The organism is Psychrobacillus sp. OK028, from assembly GCF_900103605.1.
Classification (GTDB): Bacteria; Bacillota; Bacilli; order Bacillales_A; family Planococcaceae; genus Psychrobacillus.
In genome coordinates, this window is the sequence record NZ_FNHY01000002.1 from 421,475 (window position 1) to 436,729 (window position 15,255).

At 37.0% G+C, this 15,255-nt stretch carries 12 protein-coding genes and 1 pseudogene; 10 read left to right on the plus strand and 3 right to left on the minus strand.

Annotated features, from left to right (window positions below):
• The first annotated feature begins 59 nt into the window (after positions 1–59).
• From gcvT to pnuC, 4 genes are all read left to right on the plus strand, one after another.
• Entirely contained in the window at positions 60–1,190 is a 1,131-nt protein-coding gene (gene gcvT / locus BLR36_RS05285; protein ID WP_093060797.1) for a glycine cleavage system aminomethyltransferase GcvT, read from the plus strand.
• Positions 1,191–1,214: 24 nt separating this feature from the next.
• Positions 1,215–2,561 (plus strand): aminomethyl-transferring glycine dehydrogenase subunit GcvPA, encoded by a 1,347-nt coding sequence (gene gcvPA / locus BLR36_RS05290; RefSeq protein ID WP_093060674.1) that lies wholly within the window; start codon positions 1,215–1,217, stop codon positions 2,559–2,561.
• Complete coding sequence (gene gcvPB / locus BLR36_RS05295) at positions 2,554–4,014, plus strand: aminomethyl-transferring glycine dehydrogenase subunit GcvPB (protein WP_093060675.1); 1,461 nt, start codon at positions 2,554–2,556, stop codon at positions 4,012–4,014. Before gcvPA ends, gcvPB begins: the two co-directional genes overlap by 8 nt.
• Positions 4,015–4,295: 281 nt before the next feature.
• On the plus strand, positions 4,296–4,973 hold the full coding sequence (pnuC, locus tag BLR36_RS05300; RefSeq protein WP_093060676.1) for a nicotinamide riboside transporter PnuC: 678 nt from the start codon (positions 4,296–4,298) through the stop codon (positions 4,971–4,973).
• Between the two features lie 280 nt (positions 4,974–5,253).
• On the opposite strand, the gene BLR36_RS05305 is transcribed toward pnuC, so the two are convergent.
• The 3 genes and pseudogenes from BLR36_RS05305 to BLR36_RS05315 all read right to left on the minus strand — a co-directional run bounded on the left by BLR36_RS05305 (position 5,254) and on the right by BLR36_RS05315 (position 7,361).
• Entirely contained in the window at positions 5,254–5,682 is a 429-nt protein-coding gene (locus tag BLR36_RS05305) for a ribosomal maturation YjgA family protein (RefSeq protein ID WP_093060677.1), read from the minus strand.
• Positions 5,651–6,925: pseudogene (locus tag BLR36_RS19220) on the minus strand (ATP-binding protein). The gene BLR36_RS05305 and the pseudogene BLR36_RS19220 overlap by 32 nt, the downstream one beginning before the upstream one ends.
• A gap of 64 nt (positions 6,926–6,989) precedes the next feature.
• Positions 6,990–7,361, minus strand: coding sequence for a rhodanese-like domain-containing protein (locus BLR36_RS05315; RefSeq protein ID WP_371326701.1), 372 nt, complete (start codon positions 7,359–7,361; stop codon positions 6,990–6,992).
• 114 nt (positions 7,362–7,475) lie between these two features.
• Here BLR36_RS05315 and BLR36_RS05320 point away from each other — a divergent pair, with 114 nt between their 5' ends.
• The 6 genes from BLR36_RS05320 to efp all read left to right on the plus strand — a co-directional run bounded on the left by BLR36_RS05320 (position 7,476) and on the right by efp (position 14,616).
• Positions 7,476–8,312, plus strand: a complete 837-nt coding sequence (locus BLR36_RS05320) for a lipoate--protein ligase family protein (protein WP_093060679.1) — start codon at positions 7,476–7,478, stop codon at positions 8,310–8,312.
• Between the two features lie 160 nt (positions 8,313–8,472).
• Positions 8,473–11,034 (plus strand): vitamin B12-dependent ribonucleotide reductase, encoded by a 2,562-nt coding sequence (locus tag BLR36_RS05325; RefSeq protein WP_093060680.1) that lies wholly within the window; start codon positions 8,473–8,475, stop codon positions 11,032–11,034.
• A 366-nt stretch (positions 11,035–11,400) separates the two neighbouring features.
• Positions 11,401–12,336, plus strand: a complete 936-nt coding sequence (locus tag BLR36_RS05330) for a cation diffusion facilitator family transporter (RefSeq protein ID WP_093060681.1) — start codon at positions 11,401–11,403, stop codon at positions 12,334–12,336.
• A 146-nt stretch (positions 12,337–12,482) separates the two neighbouring features.
• The gene (locus tag BLR36_RS05335) at positions 12,483–12,905 is read left to right on the plus strand and encodes a hypothetical protein (protein WP_093060682.1); all 423 of its coding nucleotides are present in this window, start codon (positions 12,483–12,485) and stop codon (positions 12,903–12,905) included.
• A gap of 73 nt (positions 12,906–12,978) precedes the next feature.
• Positions 12,979–14,040 carry a M24 family metallopeptidase gene (locus tag BLR36_RS05340; RefSeq protein WP_093060683.1) on the plus strand — a complete coding sequence of 354 codons (1,062 nt, stop codon included), beginning with the start codon at positions 12,979–12,981 and terminating at the stop codon, positions 14,038–14,040.
• Between the two features lie 15 nt (positions 14,041–14,055).
• Positions 14,056–14,616 carry an elongation factor P gene (efp, locus tag BLR36_RS05345; RefSeq protein WP_093060684.1) on the plus strand — a complete coding sequence of 187 codons (561 nt, stop codon included), beginning with the start codon at positions 14,056–14,058 and terminating at the stop codon, positions 14,614–14,616.
• Positions 14,617–15,255 lie beyond the last annotated feature (639 nt).

A 15,255-nucleotide genomic window follows, 5' to 3' on the forward strand; every position in this document is an offset into this window, starting at 1 on the left:
TTCAGGTCCCAGGACAGAGTACCCCTATTTTATCAAAGGGGTTATTCTGTCCTTTTTGTATGGAAATAGTGAAGGAGGAGAGTATTTTGGCAGAACAGTTGAAACGAACACCTTTATTTGATGTATATGCAAATTACGGAGGAAAAACCATTGATTTTGGTGGTTGGGAGCTTCCCGTCCAATTTTCAAGTATCAAAGCCGAGCATGAAGCGGTTAGAACGAAAGCAGGATTATTTGATGTTTCTCATATGGGAGAAATAATTCTTACTGGTACAGATAGTGAAGAATATCTTCAAAAGCTTATGACGAATGATGTTTCGAAATTAGTTAATGGTCAAGCGCAATATACTGCTATGTGTTATAAAGATGGTGGAATTGTCGATGATTTATTGATCTACAAAATAGAAGACAATCATTATCTTCTTGTTGTAAATGCCGGGAATATCGAAAAAGATTTTAACTGGATGCAGGAACATGTATCTGGAGATGTAACACTAGTAAATAAATCAGAAGATTATGGCTTACTTGCATTACAAGGACCATTGGCACAATCTATTTTACAAAAGCTGACTACCAAAAATTTAGAAGAAATAGGTTTCTTCCGTTTCGCAAATAATGTCGAAGTTGCGGGTAAAAATGTAATTGTTTCTCGTACTGGTTATACGGGAGAAGATGGGTTTGAGGTATACGCATCTGCAAATGATGTAACAGCTCTATGGAGCAGCATTTTAGAAGCAGGTGAAGAGGAAGGTCTTTTACCGTGTGGTCTAGGTGCTCGTGATACTTTACGTTTTGAAGCTTGTTTACCACTTTACGGGCAAGAACTTACAAAAGATATCTCACCACTAGAAGCTAATATTGGTTTTGTAGTAAAACTAAAAAAAGAACAAGATTTTAATGGTAAATCTGTTTTAATAGAACAAAAAGAAAATGGTGTACCAAGAAAAAGTATTGGTATTGAAATGATTGATAAAGGAATTCCTCGTACGGGTTACCCAGTATTTGTAGAAGATAAGCAAATTGGACAAATTACATCTGGAACGCAATCTCCTACGCTTAAGAAAAATATTGGTCTAGCTTTAATTGACGTAACATTTGCAGAACTTGGTCAAGAGGTTGAAATTGAAATAAGAAATAAACGATTAAAAGCAGTTACAGTAGCAACTCCGTTTTATAAAAGAGAAAAATAAGACAAAGAAAGAGGTTGTCCTTTGATGAAGCATCGTTATTTACCAATGACTGAGCAGGATCAGAAAGAAATGCTAGATGTGGTTGGTATTTCTTCTATTGATGAGTTGTTTGCAGATATTCCCGAGAAAGTTCGTTTTAAAGGTGAGTACAACATAAAACCTGCGAAAGCAGAATCGGCTTTATTAAAAGAGTTAAGCCAGCTTGCAGCAAAAAATGCAGATAGTAAACAATTTGCATCGTTTTTAGGTGCTGGTGTATATGATCACTTCAAACCTATTATTGTCGATCATGTTATTTCAAGATCTGAGTTCTATACTGCTTATACTCCGTATCAACCGGAAATTTCTCAAGGGGAACTTCAAGCTATTTTTGAATTCCAAACAATGATTTGCGAACTTACAGGAATGGACCTAGCCAACTCGTCTATGTATGACGGTGGTACGTCACTAGCAGAAGCAGGAAATCTAGCGGCTGGACATACGCGTCGTAAAAAGCTACTCGTTTCGGAAGCAATTCATCCTGAATACATTGATGTTGTGAAGGTATATGCAAAAGGCCAAAATATCGAGGTAGTTACTGTACCGACGAAAGATGGAGTAACTGATTTAGCAAAACTAGAAGAATCTGTTGACGATGATACTGCGGCAGTTATGGTGCAATATCCTAATTTCTTTGGGCAAATAGAGGACTTAGCTAAGGTGGAGCAATTGACGCATGCGCAAAACGCATTATTTATCGTTTCTGCAAACCCACTTGCTCTTGGTGTTTTAACACCTCCGGGTAAATTTGGAGCAGATATTACAGTAGGGGATGCACAAGTTTTCGGAATTTCCGAAGCGTTCGGTGGGCCGCACTGTGGATACTTTGCAGTAAATTCTAAGCTTATGCGTAAAGTTCCAGGTCGTTTAGTTGGTGAAACTACGGATGAAGAGGGTCGTCGTGGCTATGTATTGACCTTACAGGCTCGTGAGCAGCACATTCGCCGTGATAAAGCCACTTCTAACATTTGTTCAAATCAGGCATTGAATGCACTTGCGGCTTCTGTTGCAATGACTGCACTTGGTAAAAAAGGTATGAAAGAAATAGCAACTCAAAATATCCTGAAAACACATTATGCAAAACAAGCGTTTGAAAAAGCAGGCTTTGAAGTAGTGTATCAAGGAGCTCATTTTAATGAAATCGTAGTAAAAGTAAATGGTTCAGTTGCAGAAGGAAATAAAGGACTTCTTGAAAAAGGAATTATCGGTGGTTTTGATCTAGGTCGCATTAACTCGGATCTTCAAAATCATGTTTTAATCGCTGTAACAGAACAGCGGACAAAAGAAGAAATAGATGCACTCGTGCAAGAAATGGGGGCTCTTCATGCATAAAGATAATCAACCACTAATTTTTGAAATAACAAAAGAAGGTCGCGTAGGATATAATCTACCTGAATTAGATGTGCCAGAAGTAGATTTATCAACTCTATTACCTCAAGCTATTCTAAGAGCTGAAGAAGCTGAACTACCAGAAGTATCTGAACTAGATATTATGCGTCATTATACCGCTTTATCTAACCGCAACCATGGGGTAGATACAGGATTCTATCCACTTGGATCTTGTACAATGAAGTATAATCCTAAAATTAATGAATCTGTTGCGCGTTTCCCAGGATTTGCAAATATTCATCCTTTACAGGAAGAAGCTTCTGTTCAAGGTGCGATGGAGTTAATGTACGATCTGCAAGAGCATTTAATCGAAATCACAGGTATGGATGAAGTTACGCTTCAACCAGCGGCTGGAGCACATGGCGAATGGACAGCTCTAATGATGATTCGTGCATTCCATGAAGCAAATGGCGATACACAGCGTACAAAAGTAATCGTTCCTGACTCTGCTCATGGAACAAATCCAGCATCCGCTACGGTTGCAGGCTTTGAAACGATTACAGTTAAATCCAATGAAGACGGCTTAGTTGACCTAGAGGATTTACGTCGAGTTGTTGGTCCAGATACTGCTGCATTGATGCTAACAAATCCAAATACACTCGGTCTATTCGAAGAATCGATTTTAGAATTAGCTGAAATTATCCACGGTGTGGGTGGTAAATTGTATTATGATGGTGCGAATTTAAATGCTGTTATGTCTAAAGCACGTCCTGGAGATATGGGCTTTGACTGTGTTCACCTGAACTTGCATAAAACGTTCACGGGTCCTCATGGTGGTGGTGGTCCAGGATCAGGTCCAGTAGGGGTAAAAGCTGACCTCATTCCATTCCTACCAAGTCCAGTGCTTGTAAAAGAAGAAGACAAATATACATTTGATTACAATCGCCCGCAATCAATCGGTCGCGTAAAACCTTTCTACGGAAACTTTGGTATTAATGTTCGTGCTTACACGTATATTCGTTCAATGGGTCCAGACGGACTTAAAGCTGTTACGGAGTACGCAGTGTTAAATGCAAACTATATGATGAGACGCTTAGAGGAGCATTTCGATCTTCCTTATAACCGTCATTGTAAGCATGAGTTCGTATTAAGTGGCCGTCGTCAAAAGAAACTTGGTGTTCGTACACTAGATATGGCAAAACGTCTGCTTGACTTTGGTTATCATCCGCCTACAATTTATTTCCCATTGAATGTGGAAGAGGGAATGATGATCGAACCGACAGAAACAGAGTCAAAAGAAACATTAGATGCTTTCTGTGATGCAATGATTCAAATTGCGAAAGAAGTAGAAGAAAATCCAGAAATCGTTCAAAACGCTCCGCACACGACAGTTATTAACCGTTTAGATGAAACGAAAGCTGCGCGTAAGCCAGTATTAAGATATATAAAAGCATAAGAGAAAAAAGGTGTGATTCTTTTTGAATCACACTTTTTTTGTTGGGATAAATTTCGTTATTTACTCGGAGTATTAATGACCAAATTGAATGGAGTATTTCAGTTTAAATTTGTATTGAAACTTAATTTCTATAAACGTATACTAAATAAGTAAACAACAAACTTTACAGGTGTAAAGACAGGAGGCGGTTTCCTAAATAAATAGGAGTGTTTTCAAGAAATGTTTCCAATAGCTTAAGAATCGTACTAAAAATTTATTTATTAAATATTTTGGAGGATAGGATGAAAAACTGGACTAAATTTGAGATAGCTTGGCTTGGGGTATTTACCTTAGTAAATTTATATTTGTTTTTTGCTTGGGGAGATTCTTGGCTTGGTTTAATCAGCTCTATTACAGGCATGCTTTGCGTGGTTCTAGTAGCAAAAGGAAAGATTAGTAATTACTACTTTGGAATTGTACAAACTGGAACATATGCATACATATCATATACATATGGATTATACGGTGAAGCGATGTTAAATGGACTTTTCTACTTTCCTCTACAGTTTGTCGGAATTTATTTGTGGAATAAAAACAAAGTAAATGAGTCAACAACTGGAGAGGATGTAAAAGTAAAAACTCTAACCACAAAAGCATGGATACAGTTAATTATCATTGCTGTTTTAACTTCGGCTATTTATGCATACTTTTTGCACAGAATTGGTGGTCAGCAAGTAAGAATCGATTCTGTTGCTGTTGTATTATCCATTATTGCACAGATTTTAATGATCAAACGTTATGCAGAACAATGGGTATTGTGGATTGTAGTAAACGGATTATCTATCGTACTTTGGGCAATTACTTTGTTAAAATCAGGTGGAAACGATTGGTCGATGTTAGTGATGTGGTCTGCGTTTCTAGTTAACTCTATATACGGTTACGTAAATTGGGTTAAAATGAGCAAAAAACAGGAGAACTAAAATTAAAATTTAGCAGCGAGGGATAACGCTATATTAATAATATAAAATTATTAGTAAGCGGCTTGTCGATAGTCCAATTGACAAGCCGTTTTTTGTTGATTAACAAACCAAATATCTCTTTGTGAGGGATTGAATACAGACTTAACGTATCCATGAAAAGTATTCGACAGAATCGGATATCAAATGCATATTCAGATTTCTCTTATAAGAATATAAGTATCATCTAAGGGTAATTAATTTGCTAGAGCGGAATTGATATGTTTTTTGCTTTATAGAGATTTTATAAGTTATTCCTGATAATTCGTGTCCGAGGATAATTCAATTTATCTACCACATATACTAAAACAATACCAAATGAATATCGAACTAAGTCTATGAAAAGATAGCCTTTACCAAGAATTAGACCACCGAATAATGTGCCACGCAGAGTATTTATCCAGTCGGCTTGATAGAGCTGACTAAATTCAATAAGGAAACAAAAAACTATGCTGAGAATAAACGCCGTATGCAGACTTTTGTGCAGGAATACCAATCGAAAAAGAAAATAGATCATCATTGCCCAAAGTATATCACCGGCATGTATCACTATAAAATGAGGTAAAGCATCAAAAGATCTACTAGCCAAACCAAAAGCTATAGAGATGAGTATGGCAATTAGGTAGTAGATTCTTTTACGTTTAATAATTAAATCCGATTGAATTTTCATCATCTTCCCACTTGTTTTTGTTCGTCCGGCTATTTTGCTTCGTTAATTCTTCGATTCGCTTCTCATAATCTAACTTCCCATCATAGTGCCAGTTTAGTGCAACGGACATATATAACTCATTTAATTGAGACATAGAAAGTCCTTTAGAAAGCTTGGCCATTTCTTTTACTTGATCATCCGAGAAAATTCCTTTGATATCTAGTTTACGTAAATAGTCCTGTCGCACAGTTACGGTTGGAGAAGGAATTTCATAAGCACGATCAAATCGACCAGCTCGATTTATAAGCGCAGGATCGATTTTTTGAGGGTAGTTTGTAGTTCCTATGATAAATAGTCCCTCTCTCGATTGAGCACCGTCCAGGGTGTTTAAAAACACCGAGCGAGTATATTCTGGCATAGAGTCTATATCTTCTATAACTAATATAGCAGGTGCTAGCCTCGTAACTATACCAAATACCTCTTGAATGGAATGACTACCAGTAAACTCTGTAATTTGCCAATAGACAACCGGCGCTTTAGTTGAGCCCGTTATGGATTTTACTAATGTAGTCTTCCCGTTGCCTGGGGCACCATATAGCAGGATTCCACGTTTATACGGAAGTCCATAATCTCTGAAAAAATGTCCATCCTTTTAAAAAAACTCATCAATGGAGCGGAAAATATCCTGTTTAATACTTTCTGCTAACAGGACATCCTCTCTGCTAACAACTGCTTGTTCTCCGTAGTTTCGACGCTGGACTCCACTTTCCGTATCTACAAGATAAGTAACTGACTGCATTAACAATTGGCGAAGCTTTTCGTTAATTTCTTGCAAGAAATTTAATGCGTTTTCTACAGAAGTTGAAAAGAAATGATATTCTGGCCATGTATTACCGGCGGAATAGTTGAATGCTAGTGTTAAGGCCACATTGTATTGTGGGAAAAAAATAAGGTTATTTTCAAAGGTTTCCACAACCTCTAATTTGTTTTCGAATGACAATTGGGACTTGCTGGCAACCTTGCCCTGGGATTTCGTTTCGAAAATGGAACATAATACTTCATAGTCTAGTAAGTCTTTTTCCATCATTTCCAGCAGATTGGCGTCAAGTTGAAGTGTGGACTCACCAATATCGATCGATTGCCAATTTTCGTTTGTAAGATCGTTCAAAAAAGAAATGATTCGCCTAGAAAGAATAGCGAAATCTTCATAATGCGGGTGAGACTTTCTAAAGTCTTCTTGATGGGAAAATAATATTTGTTTTTGCATCTTATCCCTCCAAAATGTATGAATGAAAGAAAAAAGGTTCCTCTAATTAGAAGAACCTTATGTATTACTTAGATTTAACTTTACCAGTCCAAGTTTTAAAGCCACCTTGAAGCTGATGCAGTTGTGTATATCCTTTTTTCTTTAAAAACATCGCAGCACGGGAACTTCTTGCGCCACTTTGGCAATACAAATAGACAGGTTTGTCTGGACGAATTTCTTTGAAGCGTTGGCGCAGTTGTGAGGAAGGTATATTTCTTGCTCCCAAAATATGTCCGCCTTCAAATTCTTTCGGTTCACGAACATCGATCAGCTGTGCTTTACGATAGCCTTCGATAAATTGTTCTTGTGAGAGATTAGTAACAGTCTTCTTTAAACGGTATGCCGATATTCCAGCATAGACTAAAAGTACAACGAGTAGAGCGATAACAAAATACAATAATTCTAACACGGTCTTTCCCCTTTCTATGTTTCCATATTCATTATAAAAGAATTGCTAGATACAATTCAATCTATTTGATAAAATGAAACTCGTTGTGAAGGGAGAGATTCGATGGAAAAAGCAAAATGGTACTTCATAAATTCTGGACCCTGTACCCCATCCTTTAATATGGCGATGGATGAGGCACTACTAGACTGGCATAGTGAGGGTCATATTCCACCTGTGATTAGATTTTACGAATGGAATCCAGCTACATTATCTATTGGTTATTTTCAATCCGTGGAAAAAGAAATTGATATGGAAGCTGTAAAAAGTTTAGGTCTTGGCTTTGTGCGACGTCCTACAGGAGGAAGAGGGGTACTTCACGAACACGAACTCACATACAGTGTGATCGTTACAGAAAGCTATCCGAGCATGCCAGCAACCGTAACAGAGGCTTATCGTGTGATTAGTGAGGGATTACTGTTAGGTTTTCAAAACCTTGGTTTAGATGCTTATTTTTCTGTGCCGAATACGGACGAACAAAAAGAAAATTTAAAAAAACCAAAGTCAGCAGTTTGTTTCGATACACCGAGCTGGTATGAACTAGTAGTAGAAGGAAAAAAAGTTGCTGGCAGTGCCCAAACAAGACAAAAAGGTGTTATTCTCCAACATGGTGCAATTTTACTCGACTTAGATGAAGATAAATTAATCCAGACGTTTAAATTTTCTTCTGAAGAGGTAAGGGAAAGAGTGAAAAGAAGCCTATCTCAAAAAGCTGTTGCGATTAACAAAATAATATCAAAACCAATTTCGATAGAAGAATGTAAAACTGCGTTTAAAAAAGGTTTTGCAGATGCATTGGAGATCGAATTAGTAGAATATAAACTCACAAAACAACAACTAGATTACATAAAAGAACTAGAATCGACACGATATGCCAATGATGAATGGAATTTTAAAAAATAAAAGTAATTAGGTCTGATAGTAAAAATGAAAACTAGGAATTAGTACTTATCTTAATTAATCTTAACTAGTTTCTCTTTACTCTCCTACATGTTGTGTCGTATTATTAATAAAACCACTATATATTGTGTCAATCACAATGTATAGAAAGGAGGAAGAGTTAATGGTAATTACTAAAAACGAAAGCAAACTTACTTTAAATGTAGAAGCATTAAACGAAGATATCCAATTATACCCTCAGGTTCACCCTATCACAGAAGATATGACACTCACACATAAAGGTGTGTCGAGACTTGTCATGATTGATCGCTATTCCTTTAAGGATACAGAAAAGAAAACGTTAAAAGCAGGAGATTTTGTCGTTTTAACAGTGAAAGAAGATCCTAAGTTTCCAGCACGAGGTCTAGGCTATATCGTTTCTATAGACGAAAAAGCAAAAACGGCTGAGGTGCAGATTGAGGAAGATTACCGAACTGCGATTGAGGATGCTACTAAAATTGAGTCTGGTATTATTACTCGTCCCTTGAGCGTTATTGAAAAACCGTTGGAAGTTTTTTACGAGCAAATTGCTAAAAGAAATGCAACTGGTCTTGCATCTGTAGAAAAAACAGAGGAAAAGCGTCAGGAATGGTTCGAGAAATTCTATCAACAGTTAGTTTCTTTGAAATTCATCCCTGCTGGACGAGTTCTATACGGAGCTGGCACTGGCACAGATGTAACATATTTTAACTGTTATGTTATGCCCTTCGTGGCGGATTCTCGTGAGGGGATCAGTGATCACCGCAAGCAAGTAATGGAAATTATGAGTCGCGGTGGTGGAGTAGGTACAAACGGCTCTACACTGAGACCAAGAAATACGTTGGCTCGTGGAGTGAACGGAAAATCATCAGGTTCAGTTTCATGGTTAGATGACATAGCTAAACTGACTCATCTTGTCGAACAAGGTGGATCACGTCGTGGAGCACAAATGATTATGCTAGCAGATTGGCATCCGGATATTGCGGAATTTATCATTTCGAAAATGCAAAATCCACGTATTTTACGTTTCTTAATCGAAAATACGAATGATGAAACGATAAAACAACTTGCCAAGGACAAGCTTAAATTTAAACCTCTTACTGTCCAGGAAGAAGCTATGTATCAAGGAATTATTAACTACAAAATGATTCCGGGTCTAGGTGGCTTTAGTAATGAGATAATCCGTGACGCAGAAACTAAATTACGCGATGGCGGAACATATTCAGTGCATAACTCGGAGTTTTTAACAGGTGCAAATATTTCTGTAACACTTACTGATGACTTTATGAAAGCAGTAGAGGAAGACGGCGACTTTGAATTGCGTTTCCCTGCAACTGAAGACTATTCCCCGGAAGAAATGAACTTCTACAATGAAAATTGGCATAAAATTGGCGACGTTCGCGAGTGGGAAAGAATGGGCTATGCAGTTCGTACCTATCGCACAGTAAAAGCGAAAGAGCTTTGGAACTTGATTAATATTTGTGCAACTTATTCAGCAGAGCCAGGAGTTTTCTTCATCGATAATGCAAATGAAAAAACGAATGCAACAGCATACGGTCAAAAAGTGGTTGCAACGAATCCTTGTGGTGAACAACCGCTTGCTCCTTACTCTGTATGTAACCTAGCTGCTGTCAATTTAGCACAATTTGCAAATAAAGAAACAAAAACAGTAGATTATGAAGCGCTGAAAGAAACAGTTCGTGTTGGTGTGCGTATGCAGGATAACGTAATCGACGCAACTCCTTATTTCTTAGAAGAAAATAAAGTACAAGCACTTGGGGAAAGACGTGTAGGCTTAGGTGTAATGGGTCTTGCGGATTTGCTAATCTATTGTGAAAAAGAATATGGTTCAGAAGAAGGCAATCTTCTAGTGGACGAAATCTTTAAAACAATTGCTATCGCTGCATACGAAACTTCAGCAAATCTTGCTGTAGAGCGTGGAAGCTTCCCGTTCTTAATTGGTGGCACAGAAGAAGAAACGAAACAGTTGCGCAAAGCATTTACGGAAACCGGCTTTATGGAATCTATGCCAGAAGAAATTAGAAACACTATTTTGGAAAATGGTATTCGAAATTCTCATTTATTAACTGTTGCACCTACAGGATCTACTGGAACAATGGTGGGCGTTTCAACCGGACTAGAACCGTATTATTCATTCACTTATTACAGAAGTGGTCGTTTAGGTAAATTCATTGAAGTAAAGGCAGATATAGTTCAAGAATATTTGGGTCGTAATGAAACAGCTGAAGAAGAAAACCTTCCAAATTGGTTCGTTACTGCGATGGAGCTTGCTCCAGAAGCGCATGCAGATGTGCAATGTATCATTCAACGTTGGATTGACAGTTCTATTTCTAAAACGGTTAACGCACCACGTGGTTATACGGTAGAGCAGGTCGAAGGTGTTTACGAACGTTTATATCGTGGTGGAGCTAAGGGTGGTACTGTGTATGTCGATGGAAGTCGTGACTCGCAAGTCTTAACGCTAAAAGCAGAGGAAAATACATTAGAGGATCATCCAAAAGAAGAAAGAGTAGAAAAAAGGCATGTCGTTTTAATAGACACCATTCAAGATTTACGTTCAACTAATGTAACAATTGGTTCAGAGGTTGGAAACACATGTCCCGTTTGTCGTAAAGGTACTGTAGAAGAAATGGGTGGATGTAACACATGCACCAACTGTAATGCCCAACTAAAATGTGGGTTGTAATCTTTTAATATTAAAAACTTATGTGGCTGTGAAATAAAGTTCAACTGTTTTCCCCTTTGGATATTTTTATCTAAAGGGGTTTTTTAGGTCCAAAAGAACATCTAGAACGAAAAAGTGGAAAGTGTATTAAAATATGAACGCATAATTTTTTCGTTTATTCGTCAATACTGTTAATACTCGTTCACTTCTTCCTGTTATTAAAATAGTCCACAAAAATAATTATTGTCATTTAAAATGAACGATAATAATCATAATGTTATATTTTAATTAATTTTGATTAAAATTCTCGTTTAAAATTATATTTTCTCAATTAGATGGGCGCCAACGTTGTTTAAGCTTATGATTAACTCAGAAATGGAGGCATATATGAAAAGCTATGATTATCACCACCTAAAACACGCTAAAGAACAGCATAAATCCAAAAAAACATTATGGATAACTTTAATACTCACTTTGTTTTTTACGATTGTCGAAATTGTTGGTGGGTTATTATCAAATTCGTTGGCTCTATTATCGGATTCTGCCCACATGATGTCTGATGTTCTTGCCTTAGGATTAAGTATGTTAGCTATTTACTTAGCTACAAAGAATTCGAATAATAAATATACGTTCGGCTACCTTCGTTTTGAAATTTTAGCTTCATTTTTAAACGGACTTGCATTGGCAGTTATTGCAATAGGGATATTTATTGAAGGGATTAAACGAATCATCAATCCTCAAGAAGTAAATCTACCATTAATGTTGACAATCGCCTCCGTTGGCTTAATGGTCAATATTATTTTGACCATTGTCTTAAGTCGAAGTATGAAGGAAGAGAATAATCTAAATATTAAAAGTGCACTATGGCACTTTATAGGGGACTTATTGAACTCTGTCGGAGTTATTGTTTCAGCCATCTTGATCTATTTTACAAGTTTCACAATAATTGACCCTTTAATCAGTATGGTCATTGGAGCTGTTATTTTTATTGGTGGTGCGAAAATTATTCGTGAATCCTATCTTATCTTGATGGAATCTGTTCCAGAAAAGTTTGACCTCGATTTGATTCGTCGGGATATTCAATCAATCGAAGGCGTGGAGGATGTACATGAACTACATCTATGGACAGTTACAACAGACCATTTCTCTATAACAGCACATGTATTCATAAGTAAAGTCAGTCAGCCTTTTGAAACCGTTTCGGCTATCACCAAAATGTTAATTGAAAAATATGGTCTGGAACACTCAACAATTCAAATTGAAAATCCAACTATTAATGAACATGGACAATATGGACGAGACTTTCTTGAGGGGCAGACTTAAAAAAGCAACGGTAGAAAGCAATAAACTTTATTTCAAACCAAAAGTACAAGCTGATAAGTCTTTATCACTTGTGCTTTAATTTTGTTCTTCCAGGTTTAATAACTCGTTTTTTCGCTAAAACTATGGGAAAACAAAAGGAGATTAACATGAAAGGATTATCGATTAGTACAAGTCTCGTTGCAGCACTGGGAACGACCATACTATTTAAATTTCTGGATTTTTTCCATTTTATAAGATGGAATCCAATAGGATATACGAAAAACTTTACGGTATTAAAAGGGAGCAGCGTTTATATAAAATGGATAATTTTGTTTTTAATCATTTGGGGGATTTGCTTTCTCCTTTATTATGTCTGTCTATTGTTTGCGAAAATTCCAGTGTCCATCACGAGTATTGCTTTAGGGCTCTTAATCGCGTTCACACTTGAATGGATTATTTTAGATGCGAATTCGATTGAGAAAACGATCAAGAAATTATCGATACCTTTTATATGTATTGTCATTATTGCCGTTCGCTTTGTCATGGAATCCGCTATTTTTCACTCAAAAGAGAACCCTTTAGAAAAATGAAAAATTTACCGACCTCGTTTACTATGATAAAATAGTCAAAGATGTTATTTTGAAAATGAGATGAGGGGTAAAATTGAAACTAGGTAAATTACGTGCAGCACTTGAAGAAAACGGAGTTGATGCTCTGTTAATAACGAATGGTCATAACCGCCGATACATGACGGGCTTTACCGGAACAGCTGGTGTTGCAATCATTACTAAAACGGATGCTGTATTTATCACGGATTTCCGTTATACGGAGCAAGCAGCAAGTGAAATTAAAGACTTCCGCATTGTGCAGCATACGAAAACGATGATGGAAGAAATAGCTACTCAAATTACAGATATGGGAATTAACTCATTAGGATTTGAAAAAAACGATGTGACATACAGCGATTTTGAACTATACAAACAAGCTATACAAGCAGATTTAGTGCCACTTTCAGGTCTTGTTGAAAAAATACGCTTGATAAAGACCGATGAAGAGATTAGTATAATAAAGGCAGCTTGTCGTATTGCAGATGAAGCATTTGAGCATATCGTTAACTACATAAAACCAGGTATGACAGAGCTTGAAGTATCCAATGAACTAGAATTTTTTATGCGCAAAAAAGGGGCGACTTCCTCGTCGTTTGATACAATTGTAGCATCTGGAACTCGTTCAGCACTTCCACATGGTGTTGCTACAGACAAGGTTATTGAAGAGGGAGATTTTGTTACATTAGATTTCGGTGCATTATATAACGGATATATTTCTGATACAACTCGCACGTTGGCAGTTGGTGAACCAAGTGATCAATTAAAGGAAATTTATCAAGTAGTTCTAGACTCACAACTATTAGCTTTAGAAAAAGTTAAACCTGGCATGACCGGGAAAGAAGCAGACGCTATTGCAAGGGACTATATTGCTTCCAAAGGTTATGGAGAAGCATTTGGTCATTCTTTGGGTCATGGAATTGGACTAGAAGTACATGAAGGTCCTGGACTATCCTTCCGTTCAGATATCGTTTTAGAGCCTGGTATGGTTATTACGATAGAACCTGGAATATACTTGCCGAATATTGGTGGAGTACGGATCGAAGATGACGCACTAGTTACAGAAAATGGTTTAGAAAAGTTAACACATTCAACAAAAGAATTACTAATTTTATCTTAATTTGGAGGAAAAATAATGATTTCAGTAAATGATTTTAAGACTGGCTTAACAATTTTAGTAGATGGTGTTTTGTACAGAGTATTAGATTTTCAACATGTTAAACCTGGTAAAGGTGCAGCATTCGTACGCTCTAAATTGAGAAATTTACGTAACGGTTCGGTGAACGAAAAAACTTTCCGTGCTGGGGAAAAAGTTGAAAAAGCACAAATTGATAACCGTAAAATGCAATATTTATACGCTAGTGGGGATCAGCATGTGTTCATGGATACAGATTCTTACGAACAAATTGAACTAAGTGAAAACCAAATCGAGTATGAACTAAAGTTTTTACGCGAAAATATGGAAGTACATGTAATTCAATTCCAAGGAGAGACTTTAGGTGTAGAGCTACCAAAGTCAGTTGTTCTAGAAGTAACGGAAACAGAACCAGGTATTAAAGGGGATACTTCAGGCGGAGGATCAAAAACTGCTAGTCTTGAAACTGGTTTAATAGTGACAGTTCCTTTGTTCATCAATGTTGGAGATAAACTAATCATTAATACAGACGAAGGCTCTTACGTATCAAGAGCTCAATAATATACCTAAAAGAGTCTCACAATTGTGAGGCTCTTTTACTTAGAAGTTCTATAAAAATATCCTTTGAAAACTGGGTTTAAGGGGCTTGTAAGAATGAATAATCCTATGATTTTCGTTTCAGGTGGACGCTTTCCGCGGGCGTTGCCTCAGCCTCCTCGCTACGCTCCGGGGTCTTCGCCTAACGCTTTTCCCGCTGGAGTCGCCACCTTTCACTTCAATCAATAAAATGTGTAGTACTACACGAAAAGATTTGCCATAGCTTATCACTAGGATAAAAAATTGGATTAATTTTTAGTGATTAACTTAAATTACTTGTAACCTTTTTGAAATTATTAATGCTATCCAATTATAGATGAAGAAAGCAGAATTTAATTAATAATTTTTACTATTAGTTTAGAGAAAGAAGACAGCTTATTTTTACAATATTGTATGTAACTTTTCTATATAAAGGGTTTGTTGTTGATTGTAGCGCAGGTCGGCGACTCCAGTGGGACAGCACGAGGGAGAGACTACAGGCTCGAGCCGTGCCCACGGAAAGCGTCCGACCTTCGCTACAATCAACGGCATATCCAAGCTTTTATTCTTAAAGGATCGGGTATCTTTTTGCCCGGTTTTTCTTATCTACTTAAGCTTACTTAG

Excerpts from the sequence above, each read along its gene's own strand:
- BLR36_RS05335 (WP_093060682.1), top strand. The coding sequence starts at position 12,483 with ATGAAAGGATTATCGATTAGTACAAGTCTCGTTGCAGCACTGGGAACG.
- pnuC (WP_093060676.1), top strand. The coding sequence starts at position 4,296 with ATGAAAAACTGGACTAAATTTGAGATAGCTTGGCTTGGGGTATTTACC.
- BLR36_RS05320 (WP_093060679.1), top strand. The coding sequence starts at position 7,476 with ATGGAAAAAGCAAAATGGTACTTCATAAATTCTGGACCCTGTACCCCA.
- BLR36_RS05305 (WP_093060677.1), bottom strand. The coding sequence starts at position 5,682 with ATGATGAAAATTCAATCGGATTTAATTATTAAACGTAAAAGAATCTAC.
- BLR36_RS05330 (WP_093060681.1), top strand. The coding sequence starts at position 11,401 with ATGAAAAGCTATGATTATCACCACCTAAAACACGCTAAAGAACAGCAT.
- gcvPA (WP_093060674.1), top strand. The coding sequence starts at position 1,215 with ATGAAGCATCGTTATTTACCAATGACTGAGCAGGATCAGAAAGAAATG.
- gcvT (WP_093060797.1), top strand. The coding sequence starts at position 60 with ATGGAAATAGTGAAGGAGGAGAGTATTTTGGCAGAACAGTTGAAACGA.
- efp (WP_093060684.1), top strand. The coding sequence starts at position 14,056 with ATGATTTCAGTAAATGATTTTAAGACTGGCTTAACAATTTTAGTAGAT.
- BLR36_RS05325 (WP_093060680.1), top strand. The coding sequence starts at position 8,473 with ATGGTAATTACTAAAAACGAAAGCAAACTTACTTTAAATGTAGAAGCA.
- gcvPB (WP_093060675.1), top strand. The coding sequence starts at position 2,554 with ATGCATAAAGATAATCAACCACTAATTTTTGAAATAACAAAAGAAGGT.